Source organism: Sphingomonas sp. FARSPH (assembly GCF_003355005.1).
GTDB lineage: Bacteria > Pseudomonadota > Alphaproteobacteria > Sphingomonadales > Sphingomonadaceae > Sphingomonas.
The window spans coordinates 1,878,480-1,893,659 of record NZ_CP029985.1; the positions used below are offsets into that span (position 1 = coordinate 1,878,480).

12 protein-coding genes are annotated in these 15,180 nt (G+C 66.3%); 3 read left to right on the forward strand and 9 right to left on the reverse strand.

Going from position 1 to position 15,180, the window contains the following annotated elements; all coding sequences use genetic code 11:
* Positions 1-20: 20 nt before the first annotated feature.
* Complete coding sequence (locus DM480_RS09005; protein ID WP_115378524.1) at positions 21-419, reverse strand: hypothetical protein; 399 nt, start codon at positions 417-419, stop codon at positions 21-23.
* A 132-nt stretch (positions 420-551) separates the two neighbouring features.
* Between DM480_RS09005 and uvrA the strand changes: the two genes are divergently transcribed.
* Complete coding sequence (gene uvrA / locus DM480_RS09010; protein ID WP_115378525.1) at positions 552-3,455, forward strand: excinuclease ABC subunit UvrA; 2,904 nt, start codon at positions 552-554, stop codon at positions 3,453-3,455.
* Between the two features lie 2 nt (positions 3,456-3,457).
* On the opposite strand, the gene DM480_RS09015 is transcribed toward uvrA, so the two are convergent.
* The 3 genes from DM480_RS09015 to DM480_RS09025 form a co-directional block, all read right to left on the reverse strand.
* Entirely contained in the window at positions 3,458-4,945 is a 1,488-nt protein-coding gene (locus DM480_RS09015; protein WP_115378526.1) for a P-loop ATPase, Sll1717 family, read from the reverse strand.
* A 68-nt stretch (positions 4,946-5,013) separates the two neighbouring features.
* Positions 5,014-5,295, reverse strand: a complete 282-nt coding sequence (locus tag DM480_RS09020; protein ID WP_115378527.1) for a BrnA antitoxin family protein — start codon at positions 5,293-5,295, stop codon at positions 5,014-5,016.
* Positions 5,255-5,533 (reverse strand): BrnT family toxin, encoded by a 279-nt coding sequence (locus tag DM480_RS09025; RefSeq protein ID WP_115378528.1) that lies wholly within the window; start codon positions 5,531-5,533, stop codon positions 5,255-5,257. The genes DM480_RS09020 and DM480_RS09025 overlap by 41 nt, the downstream gene beginning before the upstream one ends.
* Before the next feature lie 161 nt (positions 5,534-5,694).
* Between DM480_RS09025 and DM480_RS09030 the strand changes: the two genes are divergently transcribed.
* Together DM480_RS09030 and DM480_RS09035 are read left to right on the forward strand one after the other, a co-directional pair.
* Complete coding sequence (locus DM480_RS09030) at positions 5,695-6,606, forward strand: hypothetical protein (protein ID WP_115378529.1); 912 nt, start codon at positions 5,695-5,697, stop codon at positions 6,604-6,606.
* 202 nt (positions 6,607-6,808) lie between these two features.
* Complete coding sequence (locus DM480_RS09035; RefSeq protein WP_115378530.1) at positions 6,809-8,743, forward strand: S9 family peptidase; 1,935 nt, start codon at positions 6,809-6,811, stop codon at positions 8,741-8,743.
* 31 nt (positions 8,744-8,774) lie between these two features.
* Here DM480_RS09035 and DM480_RS09040 read toward each other — a convergent pair whose 3' ends face one another.
* The 5 genes from DM480_RS09040 to DM480_RS09060 form a co-directional block, all read right to left on the reverse strand.
* Entirely contained in the window at positions 8,775-9,800 is a 1,026-nt protein-coding gene (locus DM480_RS09040; RefSeq protein ID WP_405053275.1) for a cell wall hydrolase, read from the reverse strand.
* 139 nt (positions 9,801-9,939) lie between these two features.
* Positions 9,940-12,804: a M16 family metallopeptidase gene (locus tag DM480_RS09045; protein ID WP_115378531.1), complete on the reverse strand. Its 2,865-nt coding sequence runs from the start codon at positions 12,802-12,804 to the stop codon at positions 9,940-9,942.
* 219 nt (positions 12,805-13,023) lie between these two features.
* Positions 13,024-13,233 (reverse strand): hypothetical protein, encoded by a 210-nt coding sequence (locus DM480_RS09050; protein ID WP_115378532.1) that lies wholly within the window; start codon positions 13,231-13,233, stop codon positions 13,024-13,026.
* Between the two features lies 1 nt (position 13,234).
* On the reverse strand, positions 13,235-14,371 hold the full coding sequence (tgt, locus tag DM480_RS09055) for a tRNA guanosine(34) transglycosylase Tgt (protein WP_115378533.1): 1,137 nt from the start codon (positions 14,369-14,371) through the stop codon (positions 13,235-13,237).
* Positions 14,372-14,708: 337 nt separating this feature from the next.
* Complete coding sequence (locus DM480_RS09060; protein WP_232833930.1) at positions 14,709-15,176, reverse strand: EF-hand domain-containing protein; 468 nt, start codon at positions 15,174-15,176, stop codon at positions 14,709-14,711.
* Positions 15,177-15,180 lie beyond the last annotated feature (4 nt).

A 15,180-nucleotide genomic window follows, 5' to 3' on the forward strand; every position in this document is an offset into this window, starting at 1 on the left:
CCGCCGAATTGGAGACGAAACTACCCCTTCTTGGTGAACAGCTTCCCCAGCACGCTTTCCGCCACGGTGCCGACCATCGCCAGCATCGCCGTCGGATCGGGATCGCGCTGCGTCCCCTGCGGCGGCGGAGCCGGTGGGGGGGGCGGCGGCGCCGCGTCCGCAGCCCGCGCGGCATCCGGCGCGGGTGCAGGCCCCGCCGCCGCCGTTTCGCGCTTCATCCGCCCCTTCGCCACCGCAGCGCTCGCGGCGGCGGCCGCCATCGTCAGCCCCGCCGCCAGCATCTCGCGCCCCTGCGGCGTGTTCGCCTTTTCCAGCACCGCGCCGCCGATCTCGCGCACCTCCTTGGGCAGGCGGATGCCCATCACCTCCTTGGGCAGCTTGGTCTTCTTGCGCTTCTTCTCGCCGCTCTTCTTGCCCATGATCCAGCCTCGATATCGTGTCCGATGAAGGTAATACACGCCCATCGCAAATCAACGGGTGCTGGCAGCCCGCGTCGCGCGTTCCTATCTGCCGACTAGCCCTTTCTTCGGAACAGAAGTAGAACCCACCGCATGAGCCTTACGACCATTTCCGTCCGCGGTGCGCGCGAGCACAATCTCAAGGACGTCGACGTCGACATCCCGCGCGACACGTTGACGGTGATCACCGGCCTCAGCGGCTCGGGCAAGTCCAGCCTCGCGTTCGACACCATCTATGCCGAGGGACAGCGCCGCTACGTCGAATCGCTCAGCGCCTATGCGCGCCAGTTCCTCGAACTGATGCAGAAGCCCGACGTCGACCATATCGAGGGTCTGTCGCCCGCCATCTCGATCGAACAGAAGACGACCAGCCGCAACCCGCGCTCGACGGTGGCGACCGTCACCGAAATCTACGATTACATGCGCCTGCTCTGGGCGCGCGTCGGCATTCCCTACAGCCCCGCGACCGGCGAGCCGATCGCCGCGCAGACCGTCAGCCAGATGGTCGACCGCGTCATGACCCTGCCGGAGGGGACGCGCCTCTACCTGCTCGCCCCCGTCGTGCGCGGCCGCAAGGGCGAATACCGCAAGGAACTGGCGGAGTGGCAGAAGGCGGGCTTCACCCGCGTCCGCATCGACGGCCAGATCCACGAGATCGACGAGGCGCCGGCGCTCGACAAGAAGTTCAAGCACGACATCGAGGTCGTGGTCGACCGGCTGGTGATCCGCGAGGATATCGCCACCCGCCTCGCCGAAAGCTTCGAAACCGCGCTCGCGCTTGCCGACGGCCTCGCCTATGTCGACCCGGCCGATCCTGTCGAACCGCACACGCCCAAGTCCGCCGTGCTTGGCGACCACGCCCCCCCGGGCCGCATCGTGTTCAGCGAGAAGTTCGCTTGCCCCGTCTCCGGCTTCACCATCCCGGAGATCGAGCCGCGTCTGTTCTCGTTCAACGCGCCGCAGGGCGCCTGTCCGGCGTGCGACGGCCTGGGTGAGAAACTGCTGTTCGACGAGGACCTCGTCGTCCCCAACCACGACCTTTCCATCAAGAAGGGTGCGGTCGTCCCCTGGGCCAAGTCCAACCCGCCGAGCCCTTATTACATGCAGGTGCTCGGCTCCCTCGCGCGCGAGCTCAAGTTCGACCTCGAGACGCCGTGGAAGGACCTGCACCCAGAAATCCGGGACAAGATCCTGTTCGGCACCGGCAAGACGGCCGTCACGCTGACCTTCATCGACGGCAAGAAGAGCTACGACGTCAAGAAGCCGTTCGAGGGCGTCATCGGCAACCTCAACCGCCGTATGCTGCAGACCGAGAGCGCGTGGATGCGCGAGGAACTGTCGCGCTACCAGTCCAGCCGCCCGTGCGAGGTCTGCCACGGCGCGCGCCTCAAGCCCGAGGCGCTGGCGGTGAAGATCGCCGGCCAGGACATCGCGCACGCGACGCATCTGTCGGTGGTCGACGCGCTCGCCTTCTTCACCGCCATGCCGGCGACGCTCTCCGACCAGCAGCGCGCGATCGCCGAGCGCATCCTGAAAGAGATTGTCGAGCGCCTCGGCTTCCTCAACAACGTCGGCCTCGATTACCTCAACCTCGACCGCACCAGCGGCACGCTGTCGGGCGGCGAGAGCCAGCGCATCCGCCTCGCCAGCCAGATCGGCAGCGGCCTGTCGGGCGTGCTCTACGTGCTCGACGAACCCAGCATCGGCCTGCACCAGCGCGACAACGACATGCTGCTCGCGACGCTGCGCCGCCTGCGCGACCTCGGCAACACCGTGCTCGTCGTCGAGCATGACGAGGATGCGATCCGCACCGCTGACTACGTCATCGACATGGGGCCGGGCGCCGGCGTCCACGGCGGCCAGGTCGTGGCAAAAGGCACGCTCCCCGAACTGCTCGCCAGCGAGGGGTCCGTCACCGCCGATTACCTCAACGGCGTGCGCGAGGTGCCCGTCCCCGACGCTCGCCGCAAGGGCAACGGCAAGAAGCTGACCGTCCACAACGCCCGCGCCAACAACCTGACCGGCGTCACCGCCAGCATCCCGCTCGGAACCTTCACCTGCATCACCGGCGTGTCGGGGTCGGGCAAGTCGAGCTTCACCATCGACACGCTCTTCGCCGCCGCCGCGCGCCAGCTCAACGGCGCGCGCATCCTCGCCGGCAAGCACGACAAGATCACCGGGCTCCAGCACCTCGACAAGGTGATCGACATCGACCAGTCGCCGATCGGCCGCACCCCGCGCTCGAACCCGGCCACGTACACGGGCAGCTTCACGCAGATCCGCGACTGGTTCGCCGGCCTGCCGGAGGCGCAGGCGCGCGGCTACAAGCCCGGCCGTTTCAGCTTCAACGTCAAGGGCGGCCGGTGCGAGGCGTGCCAGGGCGACGGCGTGCTCAAGATCGAGATGCACTTCCTCCCCGACGTCTACGTCACCTGCGACGTCTGCCACGGCGCGCGCTATAATCGCGAGACGCTGGAGGTGAAGTTCAAGGGCAAGAGCATCGCCGACGTGCTCGACATGACGGTCGAGGATGCCGCCGAATTCTTCAAGGCCGTGCCGCCGATCCGCGACAAGATGGAGATGCTGGTCGAAGTCGGCCTCGGCTACGTCAAGGTCGGCCAGCAGGCGACGACGCTGTCCGGCGGCGAGGCGCAGCGCGTCAAGCTCGCCAAGGAACTCTCGCGCCGCGCCACCGGCAACACGCTCTATATCTTGGACGAGCCCACCACCGGCCTCCACTTCGAGGACGTGCGCAAACTGCTCGAGGTACTCCACCAGTTGGTCGAACAGGGCAATACGGTCGTGGTGATCGAACACAATCTCGACGTCATCAAGACCGCCGACTGGATCATCGACCTGGGCCCCGAAGGCGGCGTCAAGGGCGGCGAGATCGTCGCGACGGGCACGCCGGAGGAGGTGGTCAAGGAGCCGCGGAGCTACACCGGGAAGTATCTGGCGCCGTTGTTGAAGGGCGCGCGCGTGGAGGTGGCGCAGTAAAACTATTCTTCGTCATCGTTGTCGCCCTCCACTTGGAATGCCTTTCCCTGTGTAATTCCAAGTCCTTCACGATACAGAGTTGGAACTTTGTACGTTCCCTTGATATCTTCAAGAAATCCTAATTCTAGCAGGGGCTTGATAGCATTTTTTACTTCGGCTATAGTGACGCCAAGAACGTCAGATAGAGACTCTGCGTTATGTTCTGCCTTTCCATCTCTGAATTTTGCTATTGCAGGCGACAATAAACCCGCCTCAGCCAAGAGCGTATCATTAACTCGACTCTCGCTAAGTTGACTTAGTCCTTTTCTTAAGGATTCTGATTCAATTATGGTTTCGTCAGTAAGTTGTCTTGGATCACGGTCTTCTTTTGGTAGTTGAGCTTCTCTGGAAAATTTTATCAGATCGATAAGATTTCTTGGCGGCTTAACATCATTTCCATCTCTAACGCGCCGCATAATCCACACCCACGTTTTTGGCTTTCGAAGGCCAAAATCGACTTGATCAGGAAAAATACGGTTAAACATTTCTAGATCGGAAAGCTTTGCTGCATCTATATCAGCAATGAAGTCCTTGTTTTCGCGCATACGTCGCACAAGTAGATTCAGTAGATCTTCTTCATCCCAGATTATTTCAAGCTTCTTAGCATTTATGTGCGTTAGATTTACAAATCCGGTCGATGTAACCCGTCTGAATAGGTCTCGCCTCAGGAATAATTTAAGTTTGAAACTCTCAAACTCTGTTAAATCAAGATATGTTCTAAGAAGAGCGCGAAGCGCGGTAACTTCAATTTCTGCGTGACCCTGAAATGCCTCATCTAGTCGATCAAACGTGACCCATGCGCGCACGCCTGAGCTTTGCATCGCCCGTTCCAGTACAACGAACGCATCTTCCGCTGGGATTTTGCGCTCGACCATCTTGTCGGGTGCGTCCGAGGCAAACTCGACCTTAGGAGATATCTGCGGAAGCCCAGCTTCTGTTAGCGAAAATTGCATTTCTGCGGATTTCCAACGAAGGAAATTAGGTATTTGATCTAAGATTCGGCTAAATATAGGCTTTGGAGCGACGACCTCTGCCCGGAGACCAAGTGCTCTCAACATATTGTCAAGGTCTGATCCAACGAGAAGAGGGTCATTGGCAATGACTGTATTGCCTACCAATGATAAGATGTATGACTTCCAAAGCAGTACGTAATCCCCCTCGCCCAGCGTGCTCCTTTCGGTTAGTTTAGTGAAAATCGGATTGCCGGACGGATTAAAAGCCGGAATTATGGTTACGCCTTTAAGTTCGGGAATATCAGCGTGTCTTTTATTAATGAACCGATATATTGCGGTTTTGCCAGTGCCTTTGTCTCCCGCAATTATGTCTACGCGGTCGCGCACGAATTCGCGGAATACGTTTGTTTCGACAAAGTAATTTTCCAAATCCTCGTCAAACTCAGCGACGGATGTGCCCAGATTTAACTTTCCAAGAACTTCTTTGACGGTAGCCATATCGTAATGATCCAAAATTTTGGATAGCTTCGATTGCGGTGTGCAATCCGTCAAGACCTCGTGTGGTATTAGTTTAGCCCCGCCGCCTTGCGTAGCGCCGCGTTCATCCGCGCCTGCCAACCCGGCCCGTCCGCGCGAAACCGCTCGATCACATCCGGGTCGAGCCGCAACGTCACCTGCCGCTTCGACGCCGCGCCCAAGGGAGGCCGCCCGGCGCTGCGCCAGGCACCGGGGCGGATGACCTGCTCGCCGACGCGCACCTCCGCTTCCGCGAACATCTCTTCGGTCCATTCGGGCGCATCGTCGGGATCAACCCAATTGCCGGCCGAACCGGTGCTGTTCTCGCTCATTGCACTTCCTCATCGAGATGATCCGCCGGCCGGGTTTCGTTTCGGCCCACACCACCATCACCAGCCGTTCATCCAATAACCCGAACGTCTGAAAGCGCGGTTCCGAGTACGCGAACCGCTCATCCGGCCGGGTGTACGTCAACCCCGCGAACAGTCGCGGCGCATCGGCGAAATCCAACCCGCGCTCCCTCAGTGTCTTGTCGCGCTTGGCCGCATCGAAGCTGATGTCGCCCCACATTATGTAACTCCATAATGGTCGACGTCAATGTCGACTGCAAAGCGTACATGGCGCCCTCGACCTCATCAACATAAAAGATCAAAACAAGAACAAAACACTTTCCTACAAGCCCCTTTCCGGCATATGTCGCCTGTCGACCTGATCACGACGGGAGGGACGACATGGCCAAGAAGATGCGCACCTGGACCGCGGCGGAAAACGCGTTCAACAATTTCCGGAGCGGCGTGCAGCGCGAGATGACCGACCGCGTCATCATCGCCGGGCTGGAGGCGACGAAGGCGGGCGGGGATGTCGCGGGGGCGATGGCCGCCGAGACGGAGGCGTGCGACGCCGAATGGCCGCGGCGCGCGGCGGCGTGGGATGCGGAGCGTCGCGCCGCGCGCGCCGACGCGGCCGATCCCGCCGCCACCGCCGCACCCGCATCGGCTGCCGACGCCGCCACCGCTGCCGCCGGGGACGCCGCCGAGGACGCCGACGATACCGCGCTGCGGGCGGAGATCGACCGGCTGCTCACCCCCAGCCGCCTGCGCGTCGCGGGCTGGTCGGTGAAAACGCAGCGCGCCTTCATCGTCGCGCTCGCCGAAACCGGCTGCGTCAGCCACGCGGCACAGGCGGTCGGCCGTTCGCGCCAGAGCGCCTATGCGTTGCGCAACCGCGCGCCGCGCGCGATCTTCGCCATCGCCTGGGACGTCGCGATCGAACAGGGCAAGAAGCGCCTCTACGACCTCGCGCTCGAACAGGCGATCGAGGGGCGCGAGGTGCCCGTCTGGTATCGCGGCGAACAGGTCGGCACGCGGCGCGTCTTCAACGACCGGCTCACCGCCTTCCTCATCGCGCACAAGCGCGGCCCCGCGCATCCCGCCATGTCCGACTATGAAGCCTCCGCGATGCTGCCGCAGATGCTCGGTGCGCTTGGCATGGTGCTGCCCGATCCGCTCGCGGTGCGCATCGCGACGGAAAAGGCGATCGCCCGCGAAAGCGCGCGCGATCCGGCGCAGGACAGGCCCGGCGGCCGCTGGGGCAAATTGTATCCACAGGAGGAGGACGAACTTTTCCCAAAGCTCGACAGCTGAAAGATTGCGCGTTCAGGTGTCAATTCTGTCAAGACTCGTGGCCGTCCCCACCCTTGCCCCCTGGCGGCAGCGGGCGGGGTGGGGGCGCCCGCGACGCGGCGCAGGATCGAGCGGGCAATGCGCGGGCAGCGCTGCCCCTCTCTCTTGCAGGTGCGCCGCCGCCCGCTAAGCTGCGCGCATCCACCGCCCTTCGGGAGCCGTCATGCGCTTGAAATCCGCCGCCTTCACCTCCGCCGCCATCCTGCTCGCCGCCCCCCTTGGCGCGATGCCCGCGACGTCGCAGACCGCACCCGCCGTCCACCAATATGGCGGCCTCGCGCTCAGTCCCGCGGGCGACCGGATCGCGACGATCGAGGCGCAAGGGCCGCGCGGCGTCGTCACACTGCGCAGCGCGGGCGACGGCCGCGTGCTCGGTACGATCGATCCCTGCCCGAGCTGCGGCTATTCGGGCCTCGCCTTCGCGCCCAACGGCGACCTCGTCTTCCTCGCGCGCGACTACAAGGCCGGTACCGTCGCGCTCGATTATGCCGACGCGAAGGGCGCGGTGCGCACGCTCGCGACGGTGCGCGGCATTGCGCAAACGCCGCGCGTCTCCCCCGACGGCAAGCGCGTCGCGTTGCTCGTCACGCTCGGCGCGGCAAAGGAATCGGGCGCGACGCAGGCGGGCGCGCGGATGATCGGCGAGATCGGCGAGCACAACGACGAACAAAGGCTCGCCGTGTTCGACGTCGCCGGTGCCAATGTCGCGGACGTCGCGCCGGTGTCGCCGCAGGGCCGCTACGTCTACGAATATGACTGGACGCCCGACGGCCGCGGCTTCGTCGCGACGACCGCGCTCGGCAACGGCGACAACAATTGGTGGGTCGCGACGCTGGATGCGATCGATGCGCAGACGGGCGCGGTGCGCCAGATCGCGAAACCCGCGACGCAGCTCAACCAGCCGCGCGTCTCGCCCGACGGCCGGACGGTCGCCTATATCGGCGGTTTGATGAGCGATTTCGGCTCGATCGGCGGGGACGTCTTCACTGTGCCGCTCGCCGGCGGCACCCCGCGCAACATCACCGCGGGCGCGAAGGAGACCGTGACGACGATCGACTGGACACGCGGCGGCCTGCGCACCGTCAGCCTCGCGGGCGACCGCATGCGGCTCGGCACGCTGGAGCCCGGCCGCCCGCTCACGCCCGGCTTTGCGAAGGCGGCGAGCGCCAGTGCCGGCGACGGCCGCGCCGTCTTTTCCGCTGATGGCCGCATCGCCGCCGCGGTGGTGCAGGATTTCGAGCACGCGCCCGCGATCTACGCCGGCCCGGTCGCTAGCCTCGCGCAGGTCACGCACGACAATGACGCGGTCGCGCCCACGGTCGCCGCGCGCAGCGTCAGCTGGAAGAACGAGGGCTTCGACGTCCAGGGCTGGCTGCTCGGCCCGCGCACCGCGCCCGCGGGCAAGGCGCCGATGATCACCATGGTCCACGGCGGGCCGTCTGCCGCTTCCGTGCCTGGCTTCATCATGCCCGGCACGATGGTCGGCCAGCTGGTCAACGCGGGCTATTACCTCTTCTACCCCAATCCGCGCGGCAGCTACGGCCAGGGCGAGGCGTTCACCGCCGCCAACAAGCGTGACTTCGGCGGGGGCGACCTGCGCGATATCCTGACCGGTATCGACGCGGTGGAAAAGGTCGCGCCGATCGACGACAATCGCCTCGGCCTCGGCGGGTGCAGCTATGGCGGGTTCATGGCGATGTGGGCGAACACGCAGACCAACCGGTTCAAGGGCATCGTCGCGGGTGCGGGCCTGTCCGACTGGGTCAGCTATTACGGCACCAACGGCATCGACCAGTGGATGCTGCCCTTCTTCGGCAAGACGATGTACGACGACATGAAGGCGTATCAGGACGTCTCCGCCGTCTATCAGGCGAAAAAGGCGAAGACGCCGACCTTCATCTACGTCGGCGAACGCGATATCGAGGTGCCGCCGACACAGTCGATCGAATGGTGGCATGCGCTCAAGGACATGAACGTCCCCGTCAGCCTCGTCATCTATCCCGACGCGGGCCATTGCGTCCCCGCGCCCGAGCAATCGCGCGACGTGACGAAGCGCGCGATCGCCTGGTACGACCAATATGTGAAGGGCGCAAAATAACGCCCGTGTCCGGCCGGGGGGAGGGGGCAGTTCACTTGAGCGGCTTGCCCGAATCCTTCCACTTGTCGAGCACGGTGGACGCGGGCGGCAGATGGTCGTCGCTCGCCGGGGCGGGCGGGGCGATCGCCTGCCCGCTCGCTGCATAGGCGGGCTTGACCTCGGCGGGCGGCGTCACCGGCGCGACAGGGACGGTGGCGGTCGCCGCGATCAGCGTCGGCGCGGCAGGTTGCACCGGCAGCATCAACGGCGCATGCGGCCCCGGCACCGGCTCCCCGCCGCGATAGGCCCGTGTGAACGCCCCCGCCGTCCCCCAAAATCCCTTCCACCGGTGGAACAGGTGCGCGCCGACCACGTCGGTCAGCACCAAAGTCCGGTTCCACGCCGGCGTCACCGCATAAGTATGGTAATGCGTCGCAAGGCCCACCGGCGCGAAGACGTATCCGCCGAGCGCGCGCGCCGCGGCGCGGGCCGCGCGCGCCCAGCCGCTGCGCGACGGCACCCGCGCCATCGCCCCGTCACAGGCGAAACTGAACTGGCACCCCGACCGCTCCGACCCCTGATAGACGACGCCGCAGACGGTGGCCGGAAAGGCGGGATGCCGCGCGCGGTTCAGGATCACCTGCGCCACCGCCGCCTGCCCCGCATCGGGTTCCGACGCCGCCTCGTAGTAAATCGCCGCGGTCAGGCATTCGAGCGCGCGCCCGCGATCGACCGCACTCGCCAGCCGTGTGGAAAAAGGCATCGCCCCGCTACCCGCAGCAACGCCGGACGAAAGCTGTGCGGCATCGGCGGGCAGCGGCGGCAATGCGATCGTACCCGTCACGCCGACCGCGGGCGCCGCCTGTTCGGCCGGCGCGGGCGCGTCCTCGGCAGTCGCATAGAGCAGCGCCGCACCGGGAAAATGCGCCTCCGCCTCATAACCCGCAGGGGCGGGCATCGGCGGGATGCCCGCGGGATGCGCCGCGATCGCCAGCCACGCCGCACGGATCGCGAGCGCGACGAGCACCGCCAGCGCCAGCCCGATCACGACGATCCAGCCGCGCGCCACCTTCCGCATCGTATCCGACCGCACCCGCATCGTGTGCGCATAGCGGATAGCGTCGCGGCTGTCCGAACCGAAAAACGTCCCTCGCGAGGAATGCCGGCGCGGCCGCCGCCGCCCTGCCTCACACCGCAGGCGGGGCGGCGGGGGGGACCTATTTCAACGTCGCGCTGTCCAGGTTGAGCTGCCCCTCGGTCAGCGTCTCGACATTCGGATAGGCGGCGCGCAGCGGCGCGATGAACTGTTTCGCGTCGCCCACCACCGCGATGCTCGCCGCCTTCGGATCGAGCAGCGCCGCCGACGCGCTCCGCACCTCGCCGGGCGTCACCGCCTCGACCTTGGCGGTGTAGCGCTGCAGCTCGTCGAGCGGCACGCCGTCGAGCACATAGGTGCCCAGGATCCCCGCGACGCCTTCCGTCGTCTCGATACCGCGGCCGAAATTGCCGACCAGCACCGCCTTGCGCGTCGCCAGCTCGGCGTCGGGCACGGGCGCGGCGCCCATCTTCGCCATCTCCGCGGTCATCAGCGTCACCACTTCTGCCGCGGTCGGATTCTTGGTCTGCGTCCGCGCCGCGAAGCTGCCCGTCGCGCGTGCCGCATCGACGCCGCTCGACGCGCCATAGGCGAGGCCGCGCTTGATCCGCACTTCCTGGTTGATCCGCGACGAGAAGCCGCCGCCCAGCACCGTGTTCGCGACCGCGAGCGGATAGAAGCGCGGGTCGGTGCGCGGGATCGCGACGCGTTCGACCACGACGCCCGCCTGGCCCGCGCCCGGCATGTCGACCGCGACGACGCGCGGCGTGGGCAAGGCGGGGGCGGCCGGCAGCGGTGCCGCGGTGCCGCCGACGCGCCAGCCGCCCAGCTGCGCCTCGGCCAGTGTCTTCGCCTGCGCCGGCGTGATGTCGCCGACCAGGATCAGCGCCGCCTGATCGGGCCGCCACGTGCGCGCATAGGCGGCCGTCACGTCGCTCCGCGTCATCGCCTTCAGCGACGCGGGCGTGCCGTTGCCCGGCGCGCCATAGGGCGACGCGCCGAAGGTCGCGCGATCCGCGACCAATGCGGCGAGTTGCGCCGGGTTCTTGAACGCCACCGTGACGCCGTCGATCGCCTGCGCCCGCGCGCGTTCCAGCTCCTGCGGCGCGAAGGCGGGATGCTGCGCGACATCGGCGAGGATCGTCATCGCCGGGGCGAGCTGGTCCGACTTGACCGTCACCGCCACCGACCCGCCCTCCTCGGCGGCATCCGCGCCGATCGACCCGCCCAGGCTTTCCATCTGGCGCGCGATCTGGGTCGCAGAGCGGGTCGCGGTACCCTTCGTCATCAGCGTCGCGGCGAGCTGGCTGACGCCGGGCCGGTTCGCCGGGTCGAGCGCCTCGCCGCCGGTCGCGACCAGATAGGCGGTCGCGATCGGCAGCGCGTGATTCTCGACGGTGATGACGCGCAGGCCGTTGGCGAGCCGCGTCTCGACCGGCTGCGGCAGCGTCGCCGTCACTGGCGCGCCCGGCGCGGGCGGCATCACGCGCTGTCCTTCGGGCGCGGGCGTGACGACGGCGATGTCCCTGGGCGGGGTCAGCGCTTCGGTCTGCACGGTGGACGCCACCTGAATCGTATCGCCCGTCTTCCCCGCGGGCTTGGCGGTATCGGGCAGGTAGCGGATCGTCGCCGACTGGTTCGGGTTGAGATACCGGCGCGCAACGCGCTGCACGTCGGCGGCGGTCACCCGCGCGATCTCCGCGAGCTGACGATCGGCAGATCGCGGGTCGCCGTCGATGATGACCGACGCGGCGAGGATGCGCGCCTTGCCCTCCGCGGTTTCTCGGCTCTTGATCGCGGCGGTCAGGATCTCGTTCTTCGCCTCGGCCAGCTCTGCGGCGGAAACGGGCGCGTCGCGGAACCGCGCGATCTCGGCCTTCAGCGCGGCCTCACCCTGGTCGACCGTCTTGCCGCCCGCCAGAATGGCATAGGCGACGAGATTGCCCGTCCCCTGTTTGGTGTCGAGGAACGACGAGGCGTCCTGCGCCAGCTGGTCGCGGTAGACGAGGTCCTCGTACATCCGGCTGCTCTCGCCGGTCGACAGGATCGTATTGAGCACGGTCAGCGCGGGGATGTCGGCGTTGCGATCGGCGGGGACGTGCCATGTCATCGCGACCGCGGGCAGCGGCGTGTTCGGCTCGTAGACGGTGTAGCTGACCGGCTTCGTGCGCGCGGGCTCGGTCGCGGTCACGCGCGGGATCGGCGTGGACGGACGCGCGATGCCGCCGAAATACTGGTCGACCCAGCGGTCGAGCTGCGCCGGATCGAAATTGCCCGCGACGACCAGGATCGCATTGTCGGGCCGGTAATAGGTCGCGTGGAACGCGCGCACGTCGTCGATTCCCGCCGAATCGAGATTTTCGATGCTGCCGATCGTCGACCGGGCATAGGGGTGCGTCGTGTAGGATGCGGCCGACAGATAGGTGGAGAACAATTTGCCGTACGGCCGCGCCAGCGTCGACTGGCGCAGTTCCTCCTTCACCACCTCGCGCTCGCTCGCGAAGCTCTTCGGCTCGACGACGAGACTCGCCATCCGGTCGCCTTCCGCGAACAGCAGCCGCTGCAGGTGGTTGGCGGGCACGACCTCATAGTAATTGGTGTAATCGTCGTTGGTCGACGCGTTGTTGTAACCGCCGACGTCCTCGGTCAGCCGGTCCATCTGCTCGGAGACGAGGTTGCGGGTCGCCTTGAACATCAGATGCTCGAACATGTGGGCAAAGCCCGAGCGCCCTTTGGGGTCGTCCTTCGACCCGACGTCATACCACACCTGCACCGCGACGTTGGGCGTCGACGTGTCGCGGATCGCGTAGACCCTGAGGCCGTTGGCGAGCGTCCGCTCGGTAAAGGCGATCGGCTTGACTGCCGCGGCATCGGGCGCGGGCGCGGCGGGTGTGGGGGGGGCGGGCGTTGCGGGGGCGGTCTGGGCCGTGGCGGCGAGCGGCAGAAGGGCAGCGCCCACGAGGAGGGCGGCACGAACGAGACGCATGGACAAAGGCTCCGGCGAACGGCGGGTCGGGAGCTTCGGAACGTGGCCCGGCGGGGCGGGTGGTGTCAATTGGCGGCGCGCGCTCCCCTCCCGCTTGCGGGAGGGGTCGGGGGTGGGCGCGTCAGGACGGTACGTTCGCCCATATCGCGCCAGGCTGCCGTATCGCCCGGACAGGCCCACCCCTAACCCCTCCCGCAGGCGGGAGGGGAATGAAAGGCATCAGCCCTTCTTTTTCTTCCGCCCCGAATTGGCGAACAGCACCGCCGCCGCGACCGCGGCCGATCCGATTCCGACGCCGATGATGCGCATCGGCCAATGGCCCGTCTTCGCCGGGTCCGCGGTGCGCGCGTCGGCGGCATGGCCAGCCGCCTTGGCGGCGGCGGCGGCTTCGAGGATTTCGTTGGGCTGGTCGGGCTGATGATCGGCCATGTTACTCTCCCTTTTCGCGCCGATACCTTGCGCGAAACGACGTGGCGAATGCGGTCAACGCACGATCCGCAATGGCGGCTCTGAGGTCCGCCATCAACCCTTCATAAAAAGCGATATTATGTTCGGTCATCAGCATCGCGCCCAGGATTTCGCCCGCGCGGACCAGATGGTGGATGTACGCGCGGCTCCACGTCGCGCACACCGGGCACCCGCATTCGGGATCGAGCGGCCCGGTATCCTCCGCAAACTTCGCATTGCGCAAATTGATCGGCCCGGTGCGCGTGAACGCCTGGCCCGTGCGGCCCGAGCGCGTCGGCATGACGCAATCGAACATGTCGATGCCGCGCTCGACCGCGCCGACGATGTCGTCGGGCTTGCCGACCCCCATCAGGTAGCGCGGCTTGTCGGCGGGCAGCTGCTCCGGCGCGAAGTCGAGGCAGCCGAACATCGCCGCCTGCCCCTCGCCGACCGCAAGGCCGCCGACGGCATACCCATCGAAACCGATGTCGATCAGCGCATCGGCGCTCGCCTTGCGCAAGCCTTCGTCCAACGCACCCTGCTGGATGCCGAAGATCGCGTTGTTTGCGGCATGGTCGCCGCCGCCGTCGAACGCGTCGCGGCTGCGCCTCGCCCAGCGCATCGACCGCTCCATCGCCGCCGCCTGCACCTCGCGCGTCGAGGTCGTCGGCACCAGCTCGTCGAACGCCATCACGATATTGCTGCCGAGCAGCCGCTGGATCTCGATCGAGCGTTCCGGGCTCAGCATGTGGCGCGTGCCGTCGAGGTGCGACTTGAACGCCACGCCCTCTTCGGATCGCTTGGTCAGATCGGACAGGCTCATCACCTGATAACCGCCCGAATCGGTCAGGATCGGCCGCTGCCAGCCCATGAGATCGTGCAGCCCGCCCAGCTTCGCCACCCGCTCCGCCCCGGGGCGCAGCATCAGGTGATAGGTATTGCCCAGGATGATGTCCGCGCCCGCGTGTTCGACGTCCGCCGGCTTCATCGCCTTCACTGTTGCGGCGGTGCCGACGGGCATGAAGGCGGGGGTACGGATCGTGCCGCGCTGCATCCGGATCGCGCCGGTACGCGCGCGGCCGTCGGTGGCGCTGATGGAAAAGGCGAAACGCTCGGTCATGGGGCAGGGCTCTTGGCGAAAGCGCAACGCGCTGTCGAGGCACCGCGGCGATGTTCGCGCTGTCCTACATGCCGAAAATATGCTATCGACATTGGATAAGAATGTCGCTCTTTCTCATCATGGAATAAACTGGCGATAACGCGTAACGAGATTACGCGTTCAGGTGTCAATTCTGTCAAGACTCGCGGAATTTCGACGCAATCCCAGACACCTCGCCGCCTCGGTCAGCGGGGCCGGGGCTTCCTTCTGTTGGGCAAAAGGCAAGAAATGCGGCCCGCCCACTCTCGCCAAGCTCGTTCCGGCATGACGAAGGGCGAAGCTGCGGCGTCGATCGCCCTCAGCGCCGCTTGTGCCGCCCCGCCGGCGGACCGTTCGCCATCCCGGCGTTGGCGCGGATCGTCAGCGCCTCCTTGCGCGTGACCGCGCCGTCGCGATCCTTGTCGAGCCGGTCGAAGATGCGCCCGAACGCCGCCTCCAGTTCGGCAAGCGTGATCCGGTCGTCGCCGTTGGCATCGACCTCGAACGGGCTCGGCAGCGCATTGGGATCGCCCAGCCAGCGCGTCGCCCAGTCGGCGAAGGCGATATAGCCGATCGAGCCGGCCTTCGCCGCATCGACGCCCACGAAGCTGCGGCGCACGCCCGCCTCCATCTCGGCGCGCGTCGTCCGGCCGTCGCCGTCCGCGTCCCAGCCGACGATCGCCATCGCCGCAGGCTCGACGACGAAGGTGGCAGGCGGCTGTGGCTGCGTTGGCGCCTGCGTTACGGCCGGCACGGCTTGGGCCTGGAGCAGCAGCGCGAGCAGCATGTAT